The sequence below is a fragment of the Thiomicrorhabdus sp. zzn3 genome (genome assembly GCF_029767755.1).
Taxonomy (GTDB): domain Bacteria; phylum Pseudomonadota; class Gammaproteobacteria; order Thiomicrospirales; family Thiomicrospiraceae; genus Thiomicrorhabdus.
On the sequence record NZ_JARUQS010000002.1, the window covers coordinates 345,258 to 370,215 of the forward strand.

The 24,958-nt window shown below is 50.3% G+C and carries 22 protein-coding genes; 8 read left to right on the plus strand and 14 right to left on the minus strand.

The window, feature by feature from the left end; translation table 11 throughout:
* Positions 1-147 precede the first annotated feature (147 nt).
* The 3 genes from soxC (at position 148) to QCB44_RS09220 (ending at position 4,986) form a co-directional block, all read left to right on the plus strand.
* Positions 148-1,509: a sulfite dehydrogenase gene (gene soxC / locus QCB44_RS09210; RefSeq protein WP_279409621.1), complete on the plus strand. Its 1,362-nt coding sequence runs from the start codon at positions 148-150 to the stop codon at positions 1,507-1,509.
* The gene (locus tag QCB44_RS09215; RefSeq protein ID WP_279409790.1) at positions 1,496-2,557 is read left to right on the plus strand and encodes a hypothetical protein; all 1,062 of its coding nucleotides are present in this window, start codon (positions 1,496-1,498) and stop codon (positions 2,555-2,557) included. The genes soxC and QCB44_RS09215 overlap by 14 nt, the downstream gene beginning before the upstream one ends.
* Positions 2,558-2,745: 188 nt before the next feature.
* The gene (locus tag QCB44_RS09220; protein ID WP_279409622.1) at positions 2,746-4,986 is read left to right on the plus strand and encodes a primosomal protein N'; all 2,241 of its coding nucleotides are present in this window, start codon (positions 2,746-2,748) and stop codon (positions 4,984-4,986) included.
* A gap of 31 nt (positions 4,987-5,017) precedes the next feature.
* Here QCB44_RS09220 and bioC read toward each other — a convergent pair whose 3' ends face one another.
* A complete protein-coding gene (bioC, locus tag QCB44_RS09225) occupies positions 5,018-5,947 on the minus strand; it encodes a malonyl-ACP O-methyltransferase BioC (RefSeq protein ID WP_279409623.1) in 930 nt (309 codons plus the stop codon).
* A gap of 9 nt (positions 5,948-5,956) precedes the next feature.
* Positions 5,957-6,754 carry an alpha/beta fold hydrolase gene (locus tag QCB44_RS09230; protein ID WP_279409625.1) on the minus strand — a complete coding sequence of 266 codons (798 nt, stop codon included), beginning with the start codon at positions 6,752-6,754 and terminating at the stop codon, positions 5,957-5,959.
* Between the two features lie 260 nt (positions 6,755-7,014).
* On the opposite strand from QCB44_RS09230, the gene QCB44_RS09235 reads away from it, so the two are divergent.
* Entirely contained in the window at positions 7,015-7,224 is a 210-nt protein-coding gene (locus QCB44_RS09235) for a cold-shock protein (protein ID WP_279409626.1), read from the plus strand.
* 148 nt (positions 7,225-7,372) lie between these two features.
* On the opposite strand, the gene QCB44_RS09240 is transcribed toward QCB44_RS09235, so the two are convergent.
* The 3 genes from QCB44_RS09240 to bioB all read right to left on the minus strand — a co-directional run bounded on the left by QCB44_RS09240 (position 7,373) and on the right by bioB (position 12,759).
* Positions 7,373-10,372: a DUF748 domain-containing protein gene (locus tag QCB44_RS09240; RefSeq protein WP_279409628.1), complete on the minus strand. Its 3,000-nt coding sequence runs from the start codon at positions 10,370-10,372 to the stop codon at positions 7,373-7,375.
* A gap of 38 nt (positions 10,373-10,410) precedes the next feature.
* Complete coding sequence (gene bioF, locus QCB44_RS09245) at positions 10,411-11,613, minus strand: 8-amino-7-oxononanoate synthase (RefSeq protein ID WP_279409630.1); 1,203 nt, start codon at positions 11,611-11,613, stop codon at positions 10,411-10,413.
* A gap of 114 nt (positions 11,614-11,727) precedes the next feature.
* The gene (bioB, locus tag QCB44_RS09250; protein WP_279409631.1) at positions 11,728-12,759 is read right to left on the minus strand and encodes a biotin synthase BioB; all 1,032 of its coding nucleotides are present in this window, start codon (positions 12,757-12,759) and stop codon (positions 11,728-11,730) included.
* 180 nt (positions 12,760-12,939) lie between these two features.
* Here bioB and QCB44_RS09255 point away from each other — a divergent pair, with 180 nt between their 5' ends.
* From QCB44_RS09255 to arfB, 3 genes are all read left to right on the plus strand, one after another.
* The gene (locus QCB44_RS09255) at positions 12,940-13,626 is read left to right on the plus strand and encodes a ComF family protein (protein ID WP_279409632.1); all 687 of its coding nucleotides are present in this window, start codon (positions 12,940-12,942) and stop codon (positions 13,624-13,626) included.
* Positions 13,627-13,735: 109 nt separating this feature from the next.
* On the plus strand, positions 13,736-14,653 hold the full coding sequence (locus QCB44_RS09260) for a cation diffusion facilitator family transporter (protein WP_279409633.1): 918 nt from the start codon (positions 13,736-13,738) through the stop codon (positions 14,651-14,653).
* A gap of 64 nt (positions 14,654-14,717) precedes the next feature.
* Positions 14,718-15,137, plus strand: a complete 420-nt coding sequence (arfB, locus tag QCB44_RS09265; RefSeq protein WP_279409635.1) for an alternative ribosome rescue aminoacyl-tRNA hydrolase ArfB — start codon at positions 14,718-14,720, stop codon at positions 15,135-15,137.
* A gap of 68 nt (positions 15,138-15,205) precedes the next feature.
* Here the strand turns inward: arfB and metE are convergent, their stop codons facing one another.
* Positions 15,206-17,545 (minus strand): 5-methyltetrahydropteroyltriglutamate--homocysteine S-methyltransferase, encoded by a 2,340-nt coding sequence (gene metE / locus QCB44_RS09270; protein WP_279409637.1) that lies wholly within the window; start codon positions 17,543-17,545, stop codon positions 15,206-15,208.
* Positions 17,546-17,727: 182 nt separating this feature from the next.
* Between metE and QCB44_RS09275 the strand changes: the two genes are divergently transcribed.
* Positions 17,728-18,648 (plus strand): LysR family transcriptional regulator, encoded by a 921-nt coding sequence (locus tag QCB44_RS09275; protein WP_279409638.1) that lies wholly within the window; start codon positions 17,728-17,730, stop codon positions 18,646-18,648.
* 73 nt (positions 18,649-18,721) lie between these two features.
* Here the strand turns inward: QCB44_RS09275 and QCB44_RS09280 are convergent, their stop codons facing one another.
* The 8 genes from QCB44_RS09280 to hisF form a co-directional block, all read right to left on the minus strand.
* Positions 18,722-19,408: a zinc metallopeptidase gene (locus QCB44_RS09280; RefSeq protein WP_279409639.1), complete on the minus strand. Its 687-nt coding sequence runs from the start codon at positions 19,406-19,408 to the stop codon at positions 18,722-18,724.
* A 54-nt stretch (positions 19,409-19,462) separates the two neighbouring features.
* Positions 19,463-21,367, minus strand: coding sequence for a DUF255 domain-containing protein (locus QCB44_RS09285; RefSeq protein ID WP_279409641.1), 1,905 nt, complete (start codon positions 21,365-21,367; stop codon positions 19,463-19,465).
* Positions 21,297-22,418 carry a twin-arginine translocase subunit TatC gene (gene tatC / locus QCB44_RS09290; protein ID WP_279409643.1) on the minus strand — a complete coding sequence of 374 codons (1,122 nt, stop codon included), beginning with the start codon at positions 22,416-22,418 and terminating at the stop codon, positions 21,297-21,299. Before tatC ends, QCB44_RS09285 begins: the two co-directional genes overlap by 71 nt.
* Positions 22,415-22,930 (minus strand): Sec-independent protein translocase protein TatB, encoded by a 516-nt coding sequence (gene tatB / locus QCB44_RS09295; RefSeq protein WP_279409644.1) that lies wholly within the window; start codon positions 22,928-22,930, stop codon positions 22,415-22,417. The genes tatC and tatB overlap by 4 nt, the downstream gene beginning before the upstream one ends.
* Before the next feature lie 47 nt (positions 22,931-22,977).
* Positions 22,978-23,229: a Sec-independent protein translocase subunit TatA gene (gene tatA / locus QCB44_RS09300; protein ID WP_279409645.1), complete on the minus strand. Its 252-nt coding sequence runs from the start codon at positions 23,227-23,229 to the stop codon at positions 22,978-22,980.
* 272 nt (positions 23,230-23,501) lie between these two features.
* Entirely contained in the window at positions 23,502-23,822 is a 321-nt protein-coding gene (locus QCB44_RS09305) for a histidine triad nucleotide-binding protein (RefSeq protein WP_279409647.1), read from the minus strand.
* A gap of 19 nt (positions 23,823-23,841) precedes the next feature.
* Positions 23,842-24,180: a phosphoribosyl-ATP diphosphatase gene (locus QCB44_RS09310; protein ID WP_279409649.1), complete on the minus strand. Its 339-nt coding sequence runs from the start codon at positions 24,178-24,180 to the stop codon at positions 23,842-23,844.
* 3 nt (positions 24,181-24,183) lie between these two features.
* Positions 24,184-24,957 (minus strand): imidazole glycerol phosphate synthase subunit HisF, encoded by a 774-nt coding sequence (gene hisF / locus QCB44_RS09315; RefSeq protein WP_279409652.1) that lies wholly within the window; start codon positions 24,955-24,957, stop codon positions 24,184-24,186.
* Position 24,958 lies beyond the last annotated feature (1 nt).

Sequence of the window (24,958 nt, forward strand, 5' to 3'; positions counted from 1 at the left end):
AGTATGAGGCCTTAACAAATATCATTACTGGTCAGCAAAAAATGTATTGCTCGGAGTTTTGCCGACATACACGCTATATATAAATAAATTAAACTCTTGAATCTGGGGTGTTGTTGCCAAGCAACAAGATCAATCAAGGAGCATTAAATGACAGATCAAATCGTAGAAAAGGTTGCGGTTCAGACTGAAGAAAGTCGCAATCAAGGTCGTCGTGCCTTCCTAAAAGGTACTGCGGCTGTAGCTGGTGGTGTAATGTTCACCAAAGCAGCTAGCGCAGCGGAAGGTGCGGGATATGACCCTAAAAAAGCCGTAGCCCCTTACGCTGGTAAAGAAGAAATTACTGAAGTACTTCAAGATGGTGCTGCACGTAAATCACTTGGTTTTGGTGTTCGTAAATACCCATACGGTATGCCTTCTCCATATGAGAAAGAAGTTCAGCGTCGTACACTTGAGTGGTTGACTCCAGATTCTATGGCGTCTATCACAATGACTCCACTGCAAAGCTTGCACGGGATCATCACTCCAAACGGTCTTCACTTTGAGCGTTTCCACGGTGGTGTACCAACAATCAACCCAGATGATCACCGTTTAGTGATTCACGGTCTGGTAGAGCGCCCATTGATCTTCACTATGGATGATCTTAAGCGTTTCCCATCTGTTTCACGTATTCACTTCGTAGAGTGTCCTGCTAACGGTGCGATGGAGTGGAAAGGGGTTCAGTTGAACTCTGTTCAGTGGACTCACGGTATGATGTCTTGTGTTGAATACACGGGTGTTCGTCTATCTGACCTATTGAAAGAAGCGGGGATCAAACCTGAAGGTAAGTGGATTATTCCTGAAGGCGCGGATGCAGCTGGTTTGACTCGTTCTATCCCGCTTGAAATCGCCATGGATGACTGTTTCGTTGCTTACGCTCAGAACGGTGAAGCACTTCGTCGTGAGCAAGGTTACCCAATTCGTTTGGTTGTTCCAGGATGTGAAGCGAACATGTGGGTTAAATACCTACGTCGTATCCAGGTTCACGATGTACCTGCACAGCACCGTGAAGAGACTTCTAAGTACACTGAGCTTATGCCTGATGGGACAGCGCAGCGTTTCTCATGGTACATGGAACCAAACTCAGTAATTACTTACCCATCTCCTGACTTCAAAATGCAAGGTCCAGGTAAATACTTCGTACGTGGTCTAGCTTGGTCTGGTCGCGGTAAAGTTGCACACGTTGATGTTTCTTTCGACGGTGGTAAGAACTGGAAAGAAGCGCACTTTACTTCTCCTGTTTTGGATAAAGCATGGACTCGCTTTGAAGTTGAATGGGATTGGGATGGTTCAGAAGCGTTCTTGATGAGCCGTGTTACAGATGAAACTGGTTACGTTCAGCCGCCAATGCCGCAAATGCGTCAACTAGAAGGTACAAACAACGTTTACCACCGTACCGCAATGGTTACATGGCGTGTACATGCATGGGAAGACGGCAAAAACGGAGGCATGATTGAAAATGTTCAGTACTAAGAAAACATTGGTTGCAGCAACAGTTGCAACACTATTTGCCGGCTCAGCAAATGCAATGAGCGGTAGCTCAGACGGTAGCGCCGGTGAGAAAATCAACGGTAAGTACGCTGCTAACTACGCTGAGATTATTCGTGAAGCAGATGGTAAATACCTAGACGCTAAAGTTATCGAAGCCATTTTAGGTAAAGATGCTGCTCACGGGCGTGACGGTTTGGAAGGAAAACTAGATCCTGCTAACCCATACTCCTTTGAAGTAGATGACAGCATCGATGGTGGTAACCACGGTAACGCTCAATGTAAAGTTCCTGCAGCTTTCGTTGAAGTACATGACAGTGTTGCTAAAAACTACTACAACGACAACTTCACGGCTTATGGTTTCGGTACGCCAATCGCTGAAGATGCGTTGAAAGTATGGAACATCGTTGTTGACGGTGACGGTAAAGGGCTTCCTGATCCATCAGTTGGTATGACTGTTGAAGAAGGTGGTAAGTTGTACGTTCAATACTGTGGTATGTGTCACGGTGAATTCGGTGAAGGTGCAAAAGGTTACCTACCTCTAGCGGTTGATGAAACACTGGTAACGTCTTCTTTCGACGATCCAGCGCCGATGAAGACCGTTGGTAACTACTGGCCTTACGCGGTAACTCTGTTCGACTACATCCGTCGTACAATGCCTTTCTGGACACCAAATGCACCATTTATCGGCGATGCTGGTTACATGGGTATGGTTGGTTACATCCTACAATCTAACTACGTTAAGATTGACGATGAAGGTAATGAACTTGAAGATGACACTTTCTTCAACTCTGAACTGTTGATGAAAATGAACAAGTACATGAAAAACCAGGGTAACTACTTCTGTGACCACCGTCCAGTTATCCACAATGAGCGCTGCATGAGCAACTGTCCTGACTATATGGTTGGTGATGGTAAAGGTGATATCCATAACTATCGTCAAGCTCGTCGCCTACCTGACGGAACTCCTCAGTACAACGTTCCACAACGTTTGCATGAAGATCCACCAGGTGTTGGTCACGCTGGTATGTAATCAACGATTTAGCGTTTGATTCAAATAAAAAAACCCGCTAAAAAGCGGGTTTTTTTATATCCGAAATTTTCTTTCGTTCGATCGGCAGAGTTTCATGCCGATTTCAATTTTCGTTGCCTTGCTTAACACCGTCTGGTGAAGAATTTCTGTGTTAAGATTCTTATTTCTTTACCCATTTCCATAGCAAAATGATTGTTCAGGTTGCCGTTTCCGGTCCGTTTAAAACAGCGTTAGATTATCGTGTGGCAGCAAATGATGCGGGAAGAGTCATCGTTGGCGGTCGAGTGCGTGTGCCTTTTAGAAACCGTGAAGCCATCGGTGTAGTGACCGCACTGTTAGAGCAGAGCGCTTATGAAGAAGGCAAGCTGAAAACAGTGATTGAAGTGATTGATGCCGAACCGCTTTTCACACGACAGCAACTGGCATTTTTAAATTGGGCAAGCGAGTATTACCATGAACCGATAGGCGAGGTGATTCAAGCCGCTTTACCTAAGAGGTTACGTATTGGCGATGCCCCTGATACGGTTCGAGAGTCCGTTTGGAGTCTAACGGAAAAAGGGCGTACCATAAGGGCTGAGGATCTGCCCAAAAATGCCAAACGACAAATCGAACTGTTAGCGTTTTTTCAGACACATCCACGCGAACAGGATGCAAACCAACTCAACCAGTATTTACAAAACTGGCGGCCTACTCTTAAAAAGTTTGTGCAACAAGGTTGGCTAGCAGAGCGTGTCGGCCCTTGTTTTAGTAGATCAGTCCATGCATCAAAACCAGAGCATCAATTAAATCCCGAGCAACAGCGTGCCGTAGATGAGGTTGTCAGCAGCTTGTCCACATACCAGGCCTGTTTGCTCGAGGGTGTAACGGGAAGCGGTAAAACAGAAGTTTACTTAGGCATGATCGAAAGCGTGCTGAAACAAGGCAAGCAGGTGCTGGTGTTGGTGCCTGAGATCGGTTTGACGCCGCAGATGGTGCAACGCTTTACGGCGGCATTACAGCAACCAGTGGCTACATTGCACTCGGGTCTCAATGACAGCGAAAGACTGTGCGCATGGAATTCTGTACGCAAAGGCGAGGTGAAGGTGCTGCTTGGAACACGTTCCGCCGTGTTTACCCCTTTTAAAAACTTGGGCCTATGCATCATTGATGAGGAGCATGATCTTTCCTTTAAGCAGCAGGAAGGATTCCGCTATTCGGCACGGGATCTGTTAATCCGATTGGCTTACGAACAGCAAATACCGGTTGTGTTGGGTTCGGCGACACCGTCATTGGAAACGCTGCATAATGCACAATTAGGCCGTTTTAAACACCTTAAACTGACAAGGCGTGCAGCCAATGCTGAGCTGCCCCAGCTCCGGTTATTAGACATTCGCGGCGAGAAGATTCAGGAGGGGGTGTCGACGCCATTGCAAAATGCAATGCGCCAACATTTACAAGAGGGTGGCCAGGTTTTACTGTTTTTAAATCGTCGTGGTTATGCTCCCGTCATGATGTGTCACCAGTGTGGCTGGCAAGCACAGTGTCCTAGTTGTGATGCCAATATGACGCTCCACTATTCCGGACGGCAGTATGGGCATTTACGCTGTCATCATTGTGGATATCAATGCGCCGCACCGGCGGTATGTCCAAGTTGTCAGAGCAATGAATTTGTGCAGGTCGGTCAGGGCACAGAACGTTTGGAGCAGATTATCCAAAGTTGGTTTGAAGACTATAAAGTGTTGCGTATCGATCGTGATACCACGCGCATAAAAGGACGAATGTCGGAGTTAACTGAACAGGCACGTAGTGGTGAGGCAGACATTCTGATCGGTACGCAAATGCTGGCCAAAGGGCATCATTTTCCTAATGTGACCCTGGTTGGCCTGTTGGATGTGGATCAAGGCTTGTTTGGCGCCGATTTCAGAGCCTCGGAAAGAATGGCGCAATTGATCCTGCAGGTGGCAGGGCGTGCCGGTAGAGGTGAAAAACGCGGCGAAGTGCTTGTTCAAACCCATCACCCAGATCATCCGTTGTTAATCACTTTGGTTAAACACGGCTATGCGGCCTTTGCCGAAAAGGCCATTCAGGAGCGTAAAGTAGCTAACTTGCCGCCGTTCAGTTTTCAAATGTTATGTCGTGCGGAAGCGCATAATCCAGCAGATGCCATGAATTTTCTTAAAGTAATCAAAGCGCGGTTACAGCTTGCTGAACAGGTCATTGTCAAAGCTGGTGATGAGGCGTCGGCTCGACGCCCTGTGGAAATATGGGGGCCGGTTTCGGCGCCGATGGAACGCCGCCAGGGACGCTACCGTTATCAACTGTTAATCCAGGCCAAGTTGCGCTCGCAACTGCACGAGCTTTGGGCGCAAATAGAAGAGGGAATAGCGGCCGATCCGTTGAGCCGCAAAGTGCGTTGGAGTCTGGATGTCGATCCGCAAGAGATGAATTAAACGTGAATGTGAGCAGAGGCCTGGCGCTGGGTTATTTTTTAGCCGTCTGGCGGGCAAATTCATCCAGACTGATTTCCACCAGGCCATCTCGATTGCGTTCCGGTCCTTTAAAGACCTCCTGGGCAGCCCAAGCATGGCCGTGCACGACTTCATAGGTCGCAGGGATTTTGCCGTCGGGTTGTGCTAATGCTTCATATGCTTGCAGCATTCGCTGGAACTTGTGTTTCCCCATCAAGCCACGTTCACGGTTCAATGACGCGTTGGTAGCGCCAATGGCTTTTAAATCCTTAAGCACGCCCATAGGACGGTCATACGTCAGGGTGAAGTGTTCAACGTCCATGACCGGTTGGCCAAAACCATTACGAATCAAAGCATCGCCAATATCATGCATGTCGACAAAATGATTCACATGCATCTGCTCAGGATCCGCAACCGACCAGGCCTGCTTCAATTCCTTAAGCGTATCCGGGCCAAAGGTGGTAAACATAATCAGGCCTTCTGGTTTTAATACCCGGCGAAATTCCTGAAACACGCGATCTAAATCGTCACACCATTGCAACATCAGATTGCTCACCAGTAGGTCAATGCTTTGATCCGCCAGCGGTAAAGCATAGGCATCCGCATTGATTAAAGAGACACGCTTCTTTTGGGTGAAAGGAAACCAGCTTCGTGGTGGTTGCAGGCGCTGCCAGGCCTGCTGCAGCATGGCCGTGGAAAGATCAATGGCAAAATGCTGCGCTTTGGGATAACGCCGCATGACCTTTTCAGTTAAGAGTCCGGTGCCTGCGCCGATGTCTGCTACTGTCAATGGCATCAGCGTAGTTAATTCAAGACGCTCATCCACCCGTGCCGCTACCGTTTTTTGCAGGATGGCGGCCTCGTCGTAATTGGGCGCGGCATGACTGAAATGTTGGCGAATGTGCGCGCGGTTAACCGGTGGTGAGGAGTGTTTATTGGACATGGTGTCGTTTTATACAGTTGTTGAGTGTGAGTGTTTTTGCAAAAAAGCCCTTAGGGCCTGTGCTGTTTCCTGCGGGTGCGAATAGAATGGCATGTGCGCCGCTCCCTGGATCAGGCTGATTTCAGCATTGGGCTGTATTGTACAGAATTCGGAGACAAACGCTTGAGGAATCAAAGGATCGTTTTCCCCGAGGAGCCATAGAACAGGGGTTTCGAGTTGCTGCAATAGATCTCGGTTGTCCATGTCTTTGAGCAATTGCAGGCCTTGAGCCAGACTGCGCGGGTGCGGTATTTTGCGTGTTTTCATCTGAGTCATAAACAGCTTAATCAGTTGACGTGCGCCGTCGGATCCCTGAATCTGGAGTTTCCAGAAGTGTTGCAGGGTAGCGAGTGTATCCCTGCTTAGAGCCTGGATAAAATCATTCATCAATTCCGGACTCACGGCCCATTTCCAACCCTCGGTTTGAATGAAGCGCGGGGTAGAGGCGAGATTCGTCAAGCTTAAAATCTGCTGGGGATTGCGTGCGGTCAGTTGTTGGGAGAGCAGACCGCCCAGTGACCAGCCTACCAAATGAGTTGATTTTGGCAGGGCAGCTTGCAGTGCTTCTAGCCAGGCCTGTTGAATTTGGTCCGAGTTGGGTAGTGCGGGACTGTCACCGCAGCCGGGCAGTTCAATCAGATGCACGCAGTAATCATCGGAAAAATAGTTGAGAATCCACTCTTTCCAGATACTGTTTTGAGCTCCCCAACCATGAATAAAGGTCAGATTAGGGCCTTTTCCAAATTGTTCGCGGTTGAGTGTGACCATGGCGGCTCCATCATCGGCTGACTGAATCGGTGATTTTTATTAAGGGTTTGTATTGTATAGCTTTTAAGGCCCAATGGCCTATAAATATAGGCCTTTCTGCATGTATAGCCTATTCGATGTCATAAAACTTTCATTGGAATTTCAAAGTTTTAACTATCTTTTAATACCAACCCCTGTTACTATGCAAAGTGTCACACCACTTTTTCAAGATTCTTTTGGAGAAGCGGAGGGTGTGATGATTGTTTAATTTGAGGTTTATCATGTCAGATGCAGTAACAGGTACCGTTAAATGGTTTAACGACGAAAAAGGATTCGGATTTTTGGCGCAAGAAAACGGGCCAGATGTTTTTGTTCATTTTCGTGCGATTAATGGTACAGGACGCCGAACTCTAGTAGAAGGGCAAGCGGTTTCGTTTGAAATCGTGGAAGGTGAAAAAGGCTTGCAAGCGGCAAACGTCGAAAGACTGTAACGCTTAATAAGTCAAAGTGGCCTTAGTTGTTATGGCAAAGCGCTGGTAAGCGCATCTGATGTTATAAACCGCTGACGCCGCGAACACTTTTAAAAAAGCAGGAATTTTCCTGCTTTTTTTATGTCTTCAATTTGTCGTCCTCAAGGCGTTAGATACCCAGCGCCACTTTCGGAGCACTGCGGGCTTCTTGGCTTAGGCGTGGCTGGCACAGGATGACCTGGCCGGTTTTGACGCCCTGATCGAGCAGGTAGCGTTTAATCGCCACCGCACGTGCATCGGCCAGTTGCAGTAGTTGTTCATCCGCCACAGTCGGCAGTTGCGCTTGACCGTCTTTTTGCGACGTTTTGTTTTTGTCTTGCGAAGCCGATTGACTCTGTACTCCGAGCAGGGCGAGTCGATCTACCTGGTTTGCGGCGCCGCACACTTTAATCTGCACGCCTTTGCGTTCTTGAAGCATGGTAGCGACTTTACCAAGGTACTGTGTCATTTTACTGTTGAGTACCGTTTTCCCTGCAGCAAACTCCACGCTCTGCAACTGGATGGCACCGGCCTGTTGTGTTAGGAAATCCCCTGCTAAAGCGATGGCACCGAAAGGTTGCAGCGCCAATAGCAGATAGGTTTTAGTGGCTTTTTGCATGGCGCCTGCCAGGGCCTTGTTAATCACATCATCGAGACGGAAATCGGGATTGCTGATGTCTCCTTTGATCGGCAGTTTAAGTTTGATATTGTCTTGCTTGTCACGCAGTAACGACAGGGCCGCATCAATTGGCATCGATAAGCCCTGTTCAAATTGCTGGCTCTTGTCTTTATTGGCTGCTTTGAGTTTCAGCTTGTTTAAAAGCAAGTCATTTTCGGCATCAATCTGGTTGCGGTCCAAATCGGTTTTGAGATTGGCGGACAGTTGGCCGCTGTCAATTTCATAGCCGATAAACTGCGCGCTCAGCGGACTGAAATCGACCAGATTCAAACCTTCAATCTGGGTTGAAAGATGCGCTGTCAATTCAGGATTAAGCGGCTGAACCGTACCCTCACTGTGGATTTTCGAGAATTCATCCGCCACCAAGTGAATTTCATAGGGGGTATCCGCATCCGGTTTGCGGCTGTTAAGCGAGCCGAATTTCAACGTTTTCAGCTCCAGGTTTTTCTGGATCGGCTGGGTAAAACGTTCGCTGTTAATGCGAATTTGGTGAGGTTGGGTTAAGGTGATGCTGTTGACGCTGAATGTGAGCGCAGCCGCAGCCTGTTCCTGAGAAGGCGTTGTAGTGTCTGCTGGTTGCTCCGTTGAATTGGTTTCGGGTGCAGAGGGCTCGTTGGCCGCAGGCTCACTGGTCTGTAAATTGGCGAGCAGGTTTTCGAGTTGGACAATTTTGCCCTCTTGATTCACGGTGAGAGAGGTCTCTCCTTGAGCCAATTTGAGGTTGCCGATTTTGAATTCATTGAGGTTTCTGAGCGCGGCTTGGTCGAGCGAAACATGGCCCAGTTCGATAAAAGGGGCTTTGGTTTGTGAAGCCAGGCGAATCTGATTAAGCGACAATTGATTTAAGTTTGCCTGCAGGCAATCTGCCGCCTGTTTGACGTTTAATTGCTTGATCTTCAATGTGTTTAGAGAGGCCAGCTCCATTTGTTTTTCGTGGTTGCTTGTGGTCAGCCCCTGCATACCTATGGCCCCTTGGAGCTCGACCGCAAGTGTCGTTTGTTGGTCAAGCGACAGCGAACCGTTCCACTCCAGTTCGTTGAGTGCCACCTGGAAAGGCGGTTGCAATAAGTTCAGATTCTGTACTTTTAACAGGCCGTTTTGCGTCAGCTTGAGACTGCCTGCATCCAATGTCAGATTCAGATCCACGTTATTAGTGATATTCTGTGTCAATTGCAGACCGTTGGCCTGATCGTTGAGTTGCGCTTGTTCTGCGCTAAGCCTCCCCTTCGCTTGAAGGGTGTGTGCAGACGTTTCGTCAGAAAGGTAATGTAAGGCTCCTTGCCAGGTTACTTTGTTGGCCTGACTGGAGAGAGAGGCCAGTTCAAAATGAGGCGCTATCAGGGTGATGGTGCCCTGTTGCTGCACTTCGGTGGTTTGCGGGGAGAGAGCAGCCTCTAGTTTGAGCGCGGCTTGCAGGGAGTGATGCAGGCTTAGGGACTGTTGTGTATCTTGTAGCGCAAACTGTTTCAGATCCAACTGACCTTCCAGTTTTACACTGGCGCTATCCGCTTGGGATTTAAGTTGCTCAAAGCGTAGACTGCCAGACCAGCGAATGCTATCACCGTCTATCTGATAAGGCGGCAAGCTCAGCTGGGTTTGTTTGAGCGTAAATTCGCCCTGCTGATCAATGGTGAGGCCCGCTTCGTTCAGTTCGGCGGTAAAGGTGACGTCAGCCGAAAGCTGCCCTTTAAGTTTCAGCTCAGGGTTCTGTGAGGCATCGTTAAGGTAAGGCAGTTCATCCAGTTCCAAATCCTGAAAGCGCACCGTACCAATGATTTTGGGGGCAACGGAGAACAGCTGCAGGCGAAAATGCGAATTCACTAAGGCTTGGTTTAGATGACTGTTAAGAATCAAACGACCGGAGCCGGCATCCCACATATAGAGGTCGTTTAACGTCAATTTTTCAATACGGTAGGTGGTTTCGTCAATGGCTTGACCGGGGCGCAATAGGCGCAGCGTCAGATTGGAAAAATTCAGTGCTTGAATGCCTGCCGTCCAAGTCGTGCCATCGCTTTCTTCGGTTTCAGCTGATTGTCCCAGAGGGAAAAACAGCCCGGCTATGACCAGAGAGCGCGGGTCGTTCTGCTGAATATCCACGGAGGCATTGGTCAGAGTCACGTTTTGCAGCAGCAGGCGCTTTTTCACCAGATTAAGCCAGCCCAGATCGGCTTGGGCTTGCTGAATCCTTAAAACGGGAGAGGCGGTTGTGGTTGTATCTGCTGAAGGCGAATAGATTTCGAGTCCGTCGATTTGCAGCCGGCCGCGAAACGGATTGAAATCCACATTGGCAATCGAAACCTGGCCAGCGCCCTGTTGTTGCAGGGCTTTTTCAATGCCGAATTGGATGGCAAACGGCAGCAAAAGTACGATAAGCGCGGCCATCGCCAGTAGGCTTGCGCTCCATTTGAACAGCTTGGAGAAAAAGAACGGGGTGAAAAAGCGTCTTTCCATAGTATGGCCTCATTTTCTCCATTGAAGCGTCGGTCTTCCTAACCTTTTCCGCGTTTGTGGTTCGCCTGAATCTGTTTTAATGCTTGAAGCAACGCATCAACCTGTTCTTCAGTGTGCGCGGCCGACAAGGTCACCCGTAATCGCGCCTGGCCTTTGGGAACAGTGGGCGGACGGATCGCCGCCACCCAAAAACCTTGCTGTTTGAGCGCCTCACTCCATTGTAGCGCAGTTTCACTGTCGCCGAGTAGTATTGGTTGAATCGCAGAGGGGGAGTCCCACAGCTCCAACCGTAGCGCCAGGGCCCCTTCCCGGAAACGTTGGATATGCGCCTGCAAACGTTGGCGTTCTGGGTCGCCCTGTTTGACCAGTTTGAGCGCTTCACGGGTAGCCAGAGCATTCAATGGCGACATGGCGGTGGTGTAGATATAAGGCCGGGCAAATTGAATCAGGCTCTCAATCAAGACTTCGCTACCGGCGACAAACGCGCCGGAGGTGCCGAATGCCTTGCCAAGCGTGCCGACGAGCACGGTGTCGGCGGAGGGTTTAAGGCCTAAATAGTCAAAACTGCCGCGCCCATCTTGGCCGAGCATGCCAAAGCCGTGGGCGTCGTCCACCAGTAACCAAGTTTGGTGGGCTTGCGCAAGGCGCTGAATTTCTGCCAGCGGCGCAATGTCGCCGTCCATGCTGAACACGCCGTCGGTGGCGATCAGCACTTGGTTGCCGTCTGCCGGTTGAATCTGTTCAAGACGGCGTTGCAGGGCGTTCATGTCGCGGTGCGGGTAACGTTTGAACTCCGCCGCACAGTGCCGTGCGCCGTCGATCAGCGAGGCGTGATTGAGTTTGTCGCCCAACAGGGTGTCGCCGGGCTGCATCAGTACCTGCTGCACCGCCAGATTGGCCATATAGCCGGTGGAAAACAGCAGGGCGCGTTCCACGCCCAACCAGTCGGCGATCTCGTCTTCGAGTAGGTGATGGTGGAGGTGATGGCCACTGACCAGATGCGCGGCTCCGGAACCATAGCTGAGGTCGTCGTTTTGCAAAGCGTCGATCAGGGCGTGTTTGATTTGCGGGTGGTTGGCAAAACCGAGGTAGTCGTTGGAACTGAAGTTCACCATCGGCAGACCGTTGATCTGCATCTGCGGCTGTTGGGCGCTGAAACTTAACGGACGCTGACGGTAGAGATGCGCTTGGCGGCGCGCTTCAAGCAGGGGAGTAAAACGCTGTTGAATCGATTGAGGCATAAATGCGACACCAAACGTCAGAGGGTCAGTTCAAAGTAAACAGGCCTGGTCTTTTTACTTTTCACCAGGCCTGTTCAGTTTTGCGGTTTATCAAGTTCAAACCGTTTAATGGGATCAAGCCGCGGAATCGGACGACGCGGTTTTTTCCGTTTTGTCGCCGCATTCCGCGTGCGCCTTGTGATGGGCCTGCATCTGAATACCCAGTTTTTTGAACAGTTGCAGATCGTGATCCGATTCCGGGTTTTCGGTCGTCAGCAGCTTGTCACCGTAGAAAATCGAGTTAGCACCGGCCAGAAAGCACAAGGCCTGCGCTTCGTCCGGCAGTTCCATGCGACCGGCTGACAGACGAACGTAGGTTTTTGGCATCAGAATGCGTGCCGTCGCGATGACGCGGATAAATTCAAACGAATCGGTTTTGCCGCGCATCTCCGCCAGTGGCGTCCCCTCAATCGGCACCAGCAGATTCACCGGCACGCTGTCTGGGTGATGCGCCATATTGGCAAAAGTTTTCAGCAGTTCGGCGCGGTCGGCGTGCTCTTCACCCATGCCGATAATGCCGCCGGAACAGACATTAATGCCGGCCTTCTGCACCTTGTCGATGGTGTCCAGACGGTCTTGGAAAGTCCGCGTAGTAATGACTTGCGGATAGTAAGCTTCGGAAGTATCCAGATTATGGTTATAGTAGTCGAGCCCGGCGTCCTTGAGCATCTGCACCTGTTCGTCATCCAGCATACCCAGAGTCAGACAAGTTTCCATGCCCAGATTTTTTACCACCTTAACCATTTCCAATACGGTTGGAAAATCCTTTTTGTTCGGGTTGCGCCACGCTGCGCCCATGCAAAGACGCGTCGCGCCTTTTTCTTTGGCGGCCATGGCCTGGTCCAGCACTTCCTGTACCGCCATCATTTTCTCTTTTTCCAGACCGGTATCGTAGCGGGAGCTTTGTGAGCAGTAGGAGCAATCTTCAGCACAGCCGCCGGTTTTGATGTTGATCAGCGTACTGGTCTGAATCTCGTTAGGGTTGAAGTGCTGGCGATGGACGGTCTGCGCTTGAAAGATCAGGTCGTTAAAAGGCTGATCCATAATCGCGCGGATCTCTTCCAGAGTCCAGTCGTGTCGAATTTGTCCAAGGGTTTCTGCTGTCATTGTTCGCTTCCGGTCGCTTGTGAACAGGCGGGATTTAAAAGCCAATCTGACTCGGTCTTAAAACCGTAACCTGTTTTAATGGTTGATCAGGTTATTATAGCCTATAAGAACGGATAAGCGATAAGTGCTCTTTAGCATGGGTTACGGGGTTGATTATGGTAATCCTTATTGGGGGTGAATATGCACTGGCTGGAGAAATGGTTATTGCCGTCACGCTGTGTGATCCGCGATAAACCGAGCGAACAATTGGACCTGTCGTCAGAACTGGTGGCGTCCTGGCCGGTTCCAGAATCCGTTTGTCCATGCTGCTGTGAACCGTGTAGCGAAGCATCCGCAGGAAGTGTGTGCGGAACGTGCTTGCTGAATCCGCCGGCGTTTGACCGGACTCAGGTAGGCTTCTATTTTGATGCCGAGTTGGTGGCGCTATTGCATGCCTTCAAATATGGCCATCAGATGGCCTATGGGCGCATCTTGGCCGACTTATTAAGTTCCAGGCTGGAGGCTTCGAATATCGACGCTTTGGTGGCGGTGCCTATTCATCCTTTGCGTCGTCGTGAAAGAGGTTTTAATCAGGCGGAACAGATTGCGATGCCTTTGGCAAAAGCGTTGCGGATTCCGTTGATTCGCGGAGCCGTTAAGCGCGTTAAGAATACGCCGTCACAAACGCATTTGAATAAAGCTCAACGCCAACGCAACCTTAAACGGGCCTTTGCGGTGGAGGCCGAGCGGTTTTCCGGGGTTCGGCGTATTGCATTGATTGACGATGTGATTACCACGGGGGCGACCATGCAGCAATTGGCGCAAGCGATTAAAGCGGACACTGGGATTGATTACGTAGAGTCGTGGGCAGTGGCGAAAACAAAATGATACAATCGATTGGCCTTGCGAGTACTTGGTCAGTGAAGAGCAAACCAAGGCTCAGACCGCAATCGCGCTTTGCCGTTATTTAATCTTTGGGTGTTTACAGGATAGATTTATGGACGTTCAACCGGTTTCACACCATCACAATCATATTGGTGGTAATCACGATCATAATAAACGTAAGGTGATGATCGCCGCCATTATTACCGCCACCTATATGCTGGTCGAAATCATCGGCGGTTTGTGGGTGAACTCGATTGCCCTGGTGGCGGACGGGGTACACATGTTGACCGATGCCTTAGCGCTGGCGGTGGCTTGGTGGGGGTTCCATATCAGTCAAAAACCGGCGAATGAACGTATGACCTTTGGTTATCAGCGGGTGCAGATTCTCACCGCCTTTGTCAACGGCTTTACTTTGTTGTTGATTGTGGGCGGGATTGTGGTGATGGCGATTCACCGTTTTCTGGAGCCGCAAGAAATCATGGGCAAAGAGATGTTTATCATCGCCGTCATTGGGTTGTTGAACAATTTGGTGGTATTTTGGATTTTGCACTCTGGAGATCAGCACAATATGAACATGCGAGGTGCGACCTTGCATTTTCTGGGGGACACTTTGGGATCGGTGGCGGTTATTGCCGGTGCGATTCTGATCTATTACACCGATTGGACGCCGATTGATCCAATTCTTTCGCTGTTGATTTCGGTGATTATTGGGGTTGGTGCTTACCGCCTGGTGCGTGAATCCGGACATGTTTTGCTGGAAGGTGTGCCGGCCGGCTACGAGATCAAAGCCATTGCTGAGGATTTGGAACGCCATTTCGATTATCTGACTGCGGTGCACCACATTCACCTGTGGGCCATTGCCGAAGACCAGGTGATGATGACCCTGCACGCCAAAACCGACCTACAGCATATCAATGATGAAGTAATGGGCGAGATCAAGCGCTATCTGCTGGAAGCGCACAAAGTGCATCATGTCACGCTGCAATTGGAGAGCGGCTGGGAAAAAGTGTCATCAGCAGAAATAGCATGATTTATGAACAGGCCTGTCGAATTTGGCAGGCCTGTTCATTTATGGCCGTTGCGGAGTAAACACCGTGTTAACCCTTTCAACCGGGCAGAAGATTGCAGAGTCGGAAATTTCCTGGCAGGCGATGCGGGCGCAAGGCGCGGGCGGGCAGAATGTCAATAAAGTCGCCACCGCCGTGCATTTGCGCTTTGATATTTTACATTCCTCTCTGCCGGATGACTTTAAACAACGTCTGCTGCGACTTTCCGACAAACGCATTACCAAAGACGGGGTGATTGTCATCAAGTCTCAATCTTACCGCACCCAGGATGCTAACCGCCAAGCCGCTTTACAGCGGCTTCAGGAGATTTTGGAAAGCGTCGCGAAACGCCCTAAAAAACGCATTGCCACCCGGCCTAGCCAAAGCGCCCGACGCAAACGGCTCGAGCATAAACGCCAGCGGAGCCAAGCCAAGCGCCTGAGAAAGCGGGTGGATTTAGACGGATAAAACCACCTGTTTGGAATTCGCATTGAGTAGGAGAGGGGAGCAGGGCTTTCGAAAAAGCCGTTAAAAAATTAAGCACTTTGAATTTGCTCAGCAAACCGTTTTCGCAACACCTTAGCAGCTTTGACCATATTGGCCAGTGCCGGTTCGGTCTCTTCCCAGTCGCGGGTTTTCAGACCGCAGTCTGGGTTGACCCACAGGCGTTCGACCGGAATCAGTTTGGCGGCTTTTTCAATTAACTCCACCATTTGCTCCACCGTTGGAATATTCGGCGAGTGGATGTCGTAGACGCCGGGTCCGATCTCATTCGGATAGTCGAAATCGACAAACGCATCCAATAGTTTCATCTGCGATTTGGAGGTTTCGATGGTAATGACATCGGCATCCATTTTCGCCACCGCTTCGATAATGTCGTTGAACTCGGAATAACACATGTGGGTATGAATCTGCGTGTCGTTGGCCACGCCGGAGGTGGTCATGCGAAAACTGTTGACCGCCCAGCGCAGATAGTCCGCCCAATCGGTTTTTTTCAACGGCAAGCCTTCACGTAAAGCCGCCTCGTCGATCTGGATCATGTGAATGCCGGCATTTTCCAAATCCAGCACTTCGTCACGCAAGGCCAGAGCAATCTGGTTACAGGTGGTTTCACGGGGCTGGTCATTGCGTACAAACGACCACTGCAGCATTGTCACCGCACCGGTGAGCATGCCTTTCATGATTTTATCGGTTTGGCTTTGTGCGTATTGCGACCAGGCGACGGTCATGGCTTTTGGACGTGAGACATCGCCGAAAATAATCGGCGGTTTGACGCAGCGAGAACCGTAAGACTGCACCCAACCGAATTGGGTAAAGGCGTAACCGTCGAGCTGTTCACCGAAGTATTCCACCATATCGTTACGTTCCGGTTCGCCGTGAACGAAGACATCAATGCCGATGCGTTGCTGGCGAGCGCAGACATCGCGGATTTCTGCCTGCATGGCTTCAATATATTGTGCTTCGCTCAGTTCGCCGTTTTTGAATTGGCGGCGCGCCTCACGGATTTCCTGGGTTTGCGGGAACGAACCGATGGTGGTGGTCGGGAACAGCGGTAAATTGAATTTGGCTTTTTGCTGTTGGCATCGCTCTTGATAGGGGGCGGCCCGGTTCAGTGCGATCTCATCCACTTTGGCCACGCGTGCCTGCACTTCGGCATTGTGAATCAGCTTGGAGTGTTTTTTATCGAGGATTGCCTGCGCATTAGACTGCAACGCTTGCTGATCGGCGTGGCCGTTGAGCGCGTCGTTCAGCAGTTTGATTTCCGCCAGTTTCTGTTTGGCGAAGGCCAGATAGTTTTTCAGCTCCGGATTCAACTTTTCTTCGGCTTCCAGGTTCACTGGAACATGCAGTAATGAGCAGCTGGGTGCCGTCCACAGACGGTTGCCGAATTTGGTTTTGGCATCGGTGAGCTTTTCAATGGCAGCGGTTAAGTCGGTTTTCCAGATATTGCGGCCGTCTACCAAGCCGATGGAGAGGACTTTGTGGGCCGGGTAGGTTTGGATCACGTCGTCCAGTTGTTTTGCTCCGCGCAAACCGTCGTAATGCAGGCCGGCGACAGGCAGGTTGTTCGTGAGTTCAAGATTGTCTCCCAACGTTTCAAAATAGGTCGCTAACAGCAGGTTAACGTTTGCTTGGGACAATGCGTTATAAGCGGTTGTAAAGGCATTTTGCCACTCTTCGGTTAATTCCAGACCTAAAATCGGTTCATCGATTTGTACCCAGTTGATGCCTTGTTCTGACAGTTTTTGCAGGATTTGCGCATATACCTCAAGCAGCGCAGGTAAATGGCTTAACTTTGGAATGAGCGTCCCTTTGTTTTCAGCCAGATACAGATAAGTCACCGGTCCAATCAGAACCGGTTTGAAATCGATATGGCGTGCATCCTGTTTGAGTGAGAGTGCTTCTTCCACTTCGTCAAACAGGCGGGTATCGGTTAGGGCAAATTCGGTATCCTCTTCCAGTTCCGGCACAATATAGTGGTAGTTGGTATCAAACCACTTTTTCATGGCCCCCGCGTAGTCCGCTTTTGACTCGCAATGGTGGTCGGCACAACAGTCGTGGTTGTCGTCGGAGGGTGCGCGTCCGCGCGCCATGCGGAAGGCGATTTCTACATCAAATTCATTTTGGCGGAAGCGCTTGGGAATGACGCCTAACAGCGTGCTCATATTCAATACTTGGTCGTAATAGGCAAAGTCGTTGACCGGAATCAATTCAATGCCGGCGGCAATTTGTGTTTGAAAGTTCTGATAGCGGATCTCTCTGGCTTGCGTTTCCAGTTCGTTCAACGATTTTTCACCTTTCCAGTAAGCTTCCAAAGTGAATTTCAGTTCGCGATGGTCACCGATGCGCGGGTAACCTAAATTGTGAATGGTCATATCGTTCTGTTTCCTTTGATGGTGTTATTTCCGGGAAATGGAGGTCATATAGCCAGGCTAAAAACAAAGCGGCTTTGTTTTCCTAGCCCTCTTATGTGGTGAAAACTATGGTAGGATGACTTTTATATGAAAACAAACGAATTAAATTTGAATTAACTTGAATAAAATTAATAGTTAGAAGAATGCTGGAAATCAAACACCTTAAAACCTTGCAGGCTTTGGCGGTTCACGGCAATTTGGTGAAAACCGCCGATGCCTTGTTTATGACGCAATCGGCGTTGTCGCATCAGATCAAGCAACTGGAACAGAGCTATGAATTGACGCTGTTTGAGCGCAAAAGCAATCCGCTGGTGTTTACGCCGGGGGGCAAAGTGCTGTTGAACCTGGCGGACGAGATTTTGCCCAAGCTTCAGCAGACCGAACGCACCCTGAAACAACTCGCCAGCGGCGAGCAGGGGCGTTTATGGATTGGGGTGGAGTGCCACACCTGTTTTGAGTGGTTGTTGCCACTGTTGCGGCAGTTCCAAAACCAGTGGCCGAATATTGATGTGGATTTGATCAGCAGTCTGAGCAAGAGCGCTTTACACGGCTTGGAGCAAGAACAGTTGGATCTGGTGATTACGTCCGACCCGCTACAGCAGTCGGAGTTGGAGTTTCATCCGTTGTTCAGTTATGAAATTCAGTTAGTGCTGCCGCCCAATCATCCTGGGCGGAGTGTGGCGCAGGGCGGTGAAAGTCAGCAGGCCTGGTGGTCGCCTGAAGATTTGCAGGACGAAACCTTGATTGTCTATCCGGTGGCCGAGGAGAAGCTGGATGTGTTTCGCCAGTTTCTCAATCCGGCGCAGGTGCGCCCGGCCTTGCGGCAGACGGAAATGACGTTGATGATGCTGCACTGGGTGGAGAGCGGGCGGGGCGTGTGTGCCCTGCCTAAATGGCTGTTGGACAGTCTGACCGAGTTTGCCCATCTGCCGCGTGTGCGTCTGGGGCCGAACGGGATCTGGTCAACGTTGTATGCGGCGACGCGCCGAGGCACGTCGCAGATGCCGTATGTGCAGGATTTTATTGAGCGCATTCAGCAGCGAATGACCAAGAGCGTTGAATAACGCGGAACCAAGCCTGTTGAATTTGACCAGGCCTGGTCGGTTTTGTGGGTTTTGATCGGCTAAGGTAAACGGTTTAACGTTTTAAGGCTTTGAGCCATTTCCACAAATTGAACAGGCTGGCGAGCGAGGCGGCGACATAGGTCATGGCGCAGGCAAAGAGAATTTTGCGCGCGTGCTTGAGATCACTGCGATTGAGGTAGTCGCCCTCTTCGAGCAGTGGCAAAGCGCGTTTAAAGCTGGCATCGAATTCCACTGGCAGGGTGTTGAGGTGAATCAGTACCGGAACGCCCATGGCGATAAAACCCGCAGCAAAGGTCATTAATCCAACGATGGGGGTGTGCGTCAGCGGAATCAGAATCGGGGTGGCCATCAGTGCGATCCCGGCGAATTTTTGCATGATGGCCGCGCGTTCCACCAATAGGGTTCTCTGTTTTAATGGCGCATAGCCGCTGCGATCCTGCAGGGCGTGACCGATTTCGTGGGCGACGGTGGTTATCGCGGTGAGGCTGTTGGAGTGAGCGTTGGCGGTGGAAATGCGCACCACCTTATCGACTGGATCGTAATGGTCACCTTCCGGGGTCTCCTCCACTTTGACCTGATCCAGTTGGTATTTGTTGATCAGGTGTTCGGCAAACTGCAGACCACTGCCGGGAATATCCGGATGCGGTTTGCGATGCTTGTTGAGAATGTATTTGGTCCACAAACTCGGTGCCGTGGTGACAATGAATAACAGAATCAGGCCGACAATGACTAAGCCCATAGGTGTCCTTTGTATGATGTATTAGCGTGGCTCGATAGAAATACGGCCTTTATTTTAACGTATAGTCGAGTTCGGTTGAGAGCGCTCTGAGTCCGGTCTACACCAGGGCAGCATCAGGTAGCTGGCGTAATCGAGAAATGAGTGAGTCTGCAGATCTTGGTTCGTAAATTTTAACAGCTCAGCTTTTGGCTGAACCGAACAGTCGATCAAGGCACCGGCACTGGGTAGAGCGCTATCCGGCAGTAGGAATTTATGATCCTGTCCGGGCAGTTGAAAGCTGCCGCTCTGCTGCCAGCCAGAAACCGAGTGGAAGCGCTTCTGTGCGTCAGCGGTCAGCATTGCGATTGTGTTCGTGTATTCGGAGGTCTGTGTGAGGCGGTTGAGTGCTTGGAGTCCTTGCACGACATAAGCGAAATCCTCCAAGCCCGCCTGTCCAATCGCGTGTTTGTCAGACGTTACGGCACGCGGCGGAGCAGGTTGCTGCAGCCAGAAGACGAGCTGCTCTGCCAAGGCGTTTGCCTGCTGCAGATAGTGCGCCTGCTGTGTGATCCGATAGGCTTCGGCCAGAGCACTGAGAATCAGTCCGTTCCAGCCGAGCAGCGCTTTATCGTCGGCGGGAATGGCCTTGGGGGGATGCTGCAGTGCCCGGCGTATCTGTGGCCACAAGCGATTGGTTGGACGGGGGTGCCAGCCCAGTTCATAGGGCGCAGGGTGATCGAGATGCCAGGCCTCTTTCACCAGGTCGAAAGCGGTGGGAGATAAGCGTTGTTGCAGTTGTTGTGCATTAAACAGGTAACTGCCGCCTTCCCGTCCTTCGAAATCCAAAGCCGATTGACTGCCTTTGTAGAGACCTGTTTTCTGGTCAAAGAGGTGGTTATGCAGATAGTCCAAGGTTTGCAGTGCGGTGTCGAGATAGTCTCGGTGCTGCCACTTCTCATAGGCGAGCAAATAGAGTCTTGCCAGCAGAGCGTTGTCGTAGGCCATTTTTTCAAAATGCGGCGTTTGCCATTCCGGATCAACGGTGTAGCGATAAAAGCCGCCATGAATGTGATCAAATAGGTGCTGAGATTGCATCTGATCGAGCGTGAGTTTTAACCAGGCCTGTTCAGTTTCGGAAAGCGCAGATTGCTGGATCAGAGCTAGGAGCAATGCGCTTTCAGGGAATTTCTGCGTTCCTTTCAGTCCGCCGCTGAATTCATCCATGCTATGTTGCAGCGTCTTGTGAAACTGGGTTTGGAATTCTGGCCAGCTGATGGCGTATAGTCCTTGCTGTCCAGCCTGTTCAGCGGCCTGTCTGGCCAGCTGACCGATCTCTTGCGACTGCGCTTTCCAAACGTTCGCCAAACGTTGCAAAGTGAGCATAAAGTCGTTCTTGGACAGATAACCGAAAGCGGCAAACGGATAGCCATCCGCAGTCAGGATAACGTGTTGCGGCCAGCCAGCACGTCCGGTGAGCTGACGGGCGAATTCAATCAGGTAGTGGTCGAGCTCAGAATGCAGCTCGCGATCCAGCTTGACGGAAACCAGAAAACGGTTCATAAGGTCGGCAATCTGTTGATCCTGATAATTTTCCTGCTGCATGACATGGCACCAATGGCAAGCGAAATAGCCGCTGGAAATCAGAATAGGGCGTTTTAGTTGCTGCGCCTTGGTTAGAATTGATTCGGACCAAGTTTGCCAGTGCACCGGGTCCTTGGCATGCATCGCCAAGTAAGGACTCGGATGATGTGCTAATTGGTTATTTAAAGTGCGGGGTTGGAAATCAGCCGGTGCGCTCTGTTGAGCGGCTTGGCTGTTGGCTGCAGCGAATAGGCTGACAGTCAGGAAAAAGAGGGTAAAAATGGGCAGGCCTGCCCATTTTTCTGTGGGTACTGCAAATGGATGGAGATTACTTTGATTCTGAATTGCGTCTGTCTGTTTCGTTTGCAGACGCGTTTTCAGAGACGTCAGCAGACTCATCCGTGGTTTTGTCAGACGGCGTGGTGGAATTCGGCTTGCCATCTTTGGATTCAGTGCTGTTTTTAGCGTGAGCGGGTTTGTCATTGTCTGCTTTCTCCGCTTGTTGGCGCTGGTTGTACTCACGTTCCAGCTGGGCCATCTCTGAATCAATTCTATCGAATTCCGAATCCCAGTCCAAATCGTCGTCTACCTGATCGGCATAACGGTCATCAAACTCCTGCTCGGGATCAGTGGTAGCGCTCTGTTTATTTGAAGTGGCAGAAGTCTGTTGTGACGATGAACTCTCTTCTTCGGACTCTTCGTCTTTAATTCCCTTGCGTTTAAGCACCGTTGCCCCAACCAGAACACCCAGCTCGTAAAGCAACCACATCGGGATCGCCAGCAGGGTTTGTGAGATGATATCCGGCGGTGTCAGCAGCATGCCGATGACAAAAGCGCCTACCACCACGTAAGGGCGCGCATGAGCCAGTTTTTTAGGTGACGCCATGCCGGTTAGGATCAACAGGACCGTAACGATCGGCACTTCGAATGCCATACCGAACGCAAAGAACATCTTAATGACGAAGTCCAGGTACAGGGAGATGTCCGTGGCGATGGTGACGCCTTCCGGTGCGGTAGTGGAAAGAAAACCGAATACCAGTGGAAACACCACATAATAGGCAAATGCGCCACCTGCATAAAATAGGAACGAGCTGAAAAACAGAATCGGTGCAATCAACTGGCGTTCGTGGGTGTATAGCGCCGGGGCGATAAATCGCCACAATTGATAGAGCAGAACCGGCATCGCCAGATAGATGGCCAGCACCAGACTCAATTTGAATGGTGTCAGGAACGGCGAAGCCACTCCGGTGGCAATCATACTGGTGTCTTGGGGCAGAAAGCGCGTTAATGGCTCAGAAATATAGGTGTATATTTCATTCGCAAACGGGAACAGGATCAGGAAAAACAGCAAGATGGCCAATACACCACGGGTCAAGCTGGTTTTTAGGTCCAGCAGGTGTTGAACCAGCGTCATTTCCTGATCATGAGGAGGCATTGCGGATTGGCTCATGAGCTTTTTGCTTCCGTTTGCGTGCGAGAAGTTTCGCTTGAGGTTTGCGCACTTTCTTTAGGTGCTGGGGCCTCTTCGCTGACTTCCTTGCTTTCATCCTGCTTAGTGGGTTGTGATGGGTTTGGCGCTTCCTGAGTTGGAAGAACCGGTTGAGCCGGTGCTTTGGAGTATTGGCTCGTCACCGGCTCATCCAAAGGTCGAGCCGCTCCGCCAAAGGATGGTCGGGTTAAGCTTTCCGGATCAATGTCTGCGGTGCTTTCGATAAAACTGTTGTTTAAGTCCTGTTCCAGCTGTTGCAGTTGTTTTTGCTCCTGCTGGAGATCCATCGACTCTTTGAGTTCACGTACGGTTTCTTGAAGCTGCCCTTCTTCTTTCACCGAATTGATGAAGCGTTTCGTTTTTCCGATGAACGAACCCAATTTGCGTGCCACTTCAGGCATGCGTTCAGGCCCGATCACCAATAAAGCGATGATCAGGACAACAAGCAGTTCTAGAAAGCCAATGTCGAACATAAGAAGGTCAGCTTAGAATTCAGATGAGAATGAATCTGACAGAAAAGTTAGGCTTTGTCTTTGTTTTCTGTCGACGCTGGTTTTTTCTCTTCAGCAGCGACATCAAACACGTTTTCACCTTCTTTCTTTTCCAGCTTCTGCTCAGCCGTGTCCTTCTTCTCTTCTTCGTCTTTAACGGCGTTTTTGAAACCTTTGATGGCGCCACCAAGGTCGCTACCTACGTTACGTAGTCGTTTTGCACCGAATAGAACCAGTACGATTGCCAAAATAATCAATAATTGCCAAATGCTAATGCCCATGTTGTGCTCCATTTACTTGCTGTTTACTAAACATAAACAGTGGGTGAATTCTTACCAGGCCTGTCTTGTTATGACGTAAATTCGTCAAAAAAAGCCATTTTACAGACACTTATGAATTCTTAAAACTGTCTGCCGGATATTAATGACCGCTAATAATAGCAAATAACGTGATACCTTTACACAAAAAAAACTTGTGTGACTTGAGGGTTTGGTTATCGCTAAGCAGTAGTGTATGCCTGTTGTTTTTCGTTGTCTAAATAACTTGACTCGACTTAATTGCCAAGCAGGTGAATGTGGATGTGAAAGACCTCTTGGCCCCCAGATTCACCCGTGTTGATTTGGGTTTTAAAACCGTCCAAGCCCTGTGATTGGGCAAGTTGTGGCAGCAATAACATCATGTGCCCCATCACATCCTTGTCTTCCGGGGTGAGGTCAAACAGGGTTGGAATCGGTTTTTTGGGAATGACCAGGAGGTGAACCCGAGCTTTAGGGTTGATGTCATTAATGACGATGCACTTTTCATCTTCGTAAACAATTTCAGACGGAATTTCACGATCAATGATTTTGCTGAAGATGGTTTTTTCGGTACTCATGCGGACTCCTTCGGGTTTCCTATTTTGAGCGGTTAGCTTTTTCTTCGTGGCCGGAAAGGCCAAAACGTCTTTGTAATTCGCTGATGACATCGTCGCTGGAAAGATTTTGCGAAGCCAGTAGTACTAAGGTGTGGAACCAGAGATCGGCGACTTCATAAATCAAATGGTCTTTGTCGCCATTGTGTTCGATATCCTTGGCGGCCATAACGGTTTCCACGGATTCCTCGGCAATCTTTTTAAGGATCTTTTCCAGTCCTTTATCATAAAGACTGGCGACGTACGAGTGCTTCGGATCGTCCTGCTTTCTGGCTTCAAGGACTTGGTCCAGCTGTTGTAAAAGGGTTAAATCGTTCTGCATCTTTTAAAGTCTCATTTCGATACCGTCAGCTTGCATCGCGCGCTTGGCTTCTTCAATGGTGTGTTCTCCAAAGTGGAAGATGCTGGCGGCCAAAACGGCTTCAGCATGTCCTTGCAGAACGCCTTGCGAGAGGTGGCTTAATTCGCCAACGCCGCCGGAAGCAATCACGGGGATTTTCACACTATCTGCGATCGCTCGAGTTAATTCGAGATCAAAACCAATCTTGGTGCCATCGCGGTCCATGCTGGTGACCAGTAATTCTCCGGCCCCCAGTTTTTCCATCTTTTGTGCCCATTCTACGGCGTCAATCCCGGTTTCTTTGCGGCCGCCGTGGGTAAAGATTTCCCACTTGTTGTCTTCGCCTTCACCACTGACCTTCTTGGCATCAATGGCCACCACAATGCACTGCGAACCGAACGCATCGCAGGCCTCCTTGACGAATCCGGGATTAAAAATGGCGGCGGAATTCACCGCCACTTTATCCGCACCCGCATTGAGCATGGTGCGCACATCTTCAAGAGAGCGAATGCCTCCACCGACGGTGAGAGGGATGAAGACCTGGCTGGCAACGTCTTCGACGACATGAACCATGGTGTCGCGCTCGTGGGCCGTTGCCGTGATATCCAGAAAGGTGATTTCATCCGCACCTTGTTCGTCATAACGTTTGGCGATTTCGACAGGATCGCCCGCGTCGCGAATATCAACAAACTGGACCCCTTTGACCACACGGCCGTCATCAACGTCCAGGCAGGGAATAATGCGTTTGGCTAAACTCATA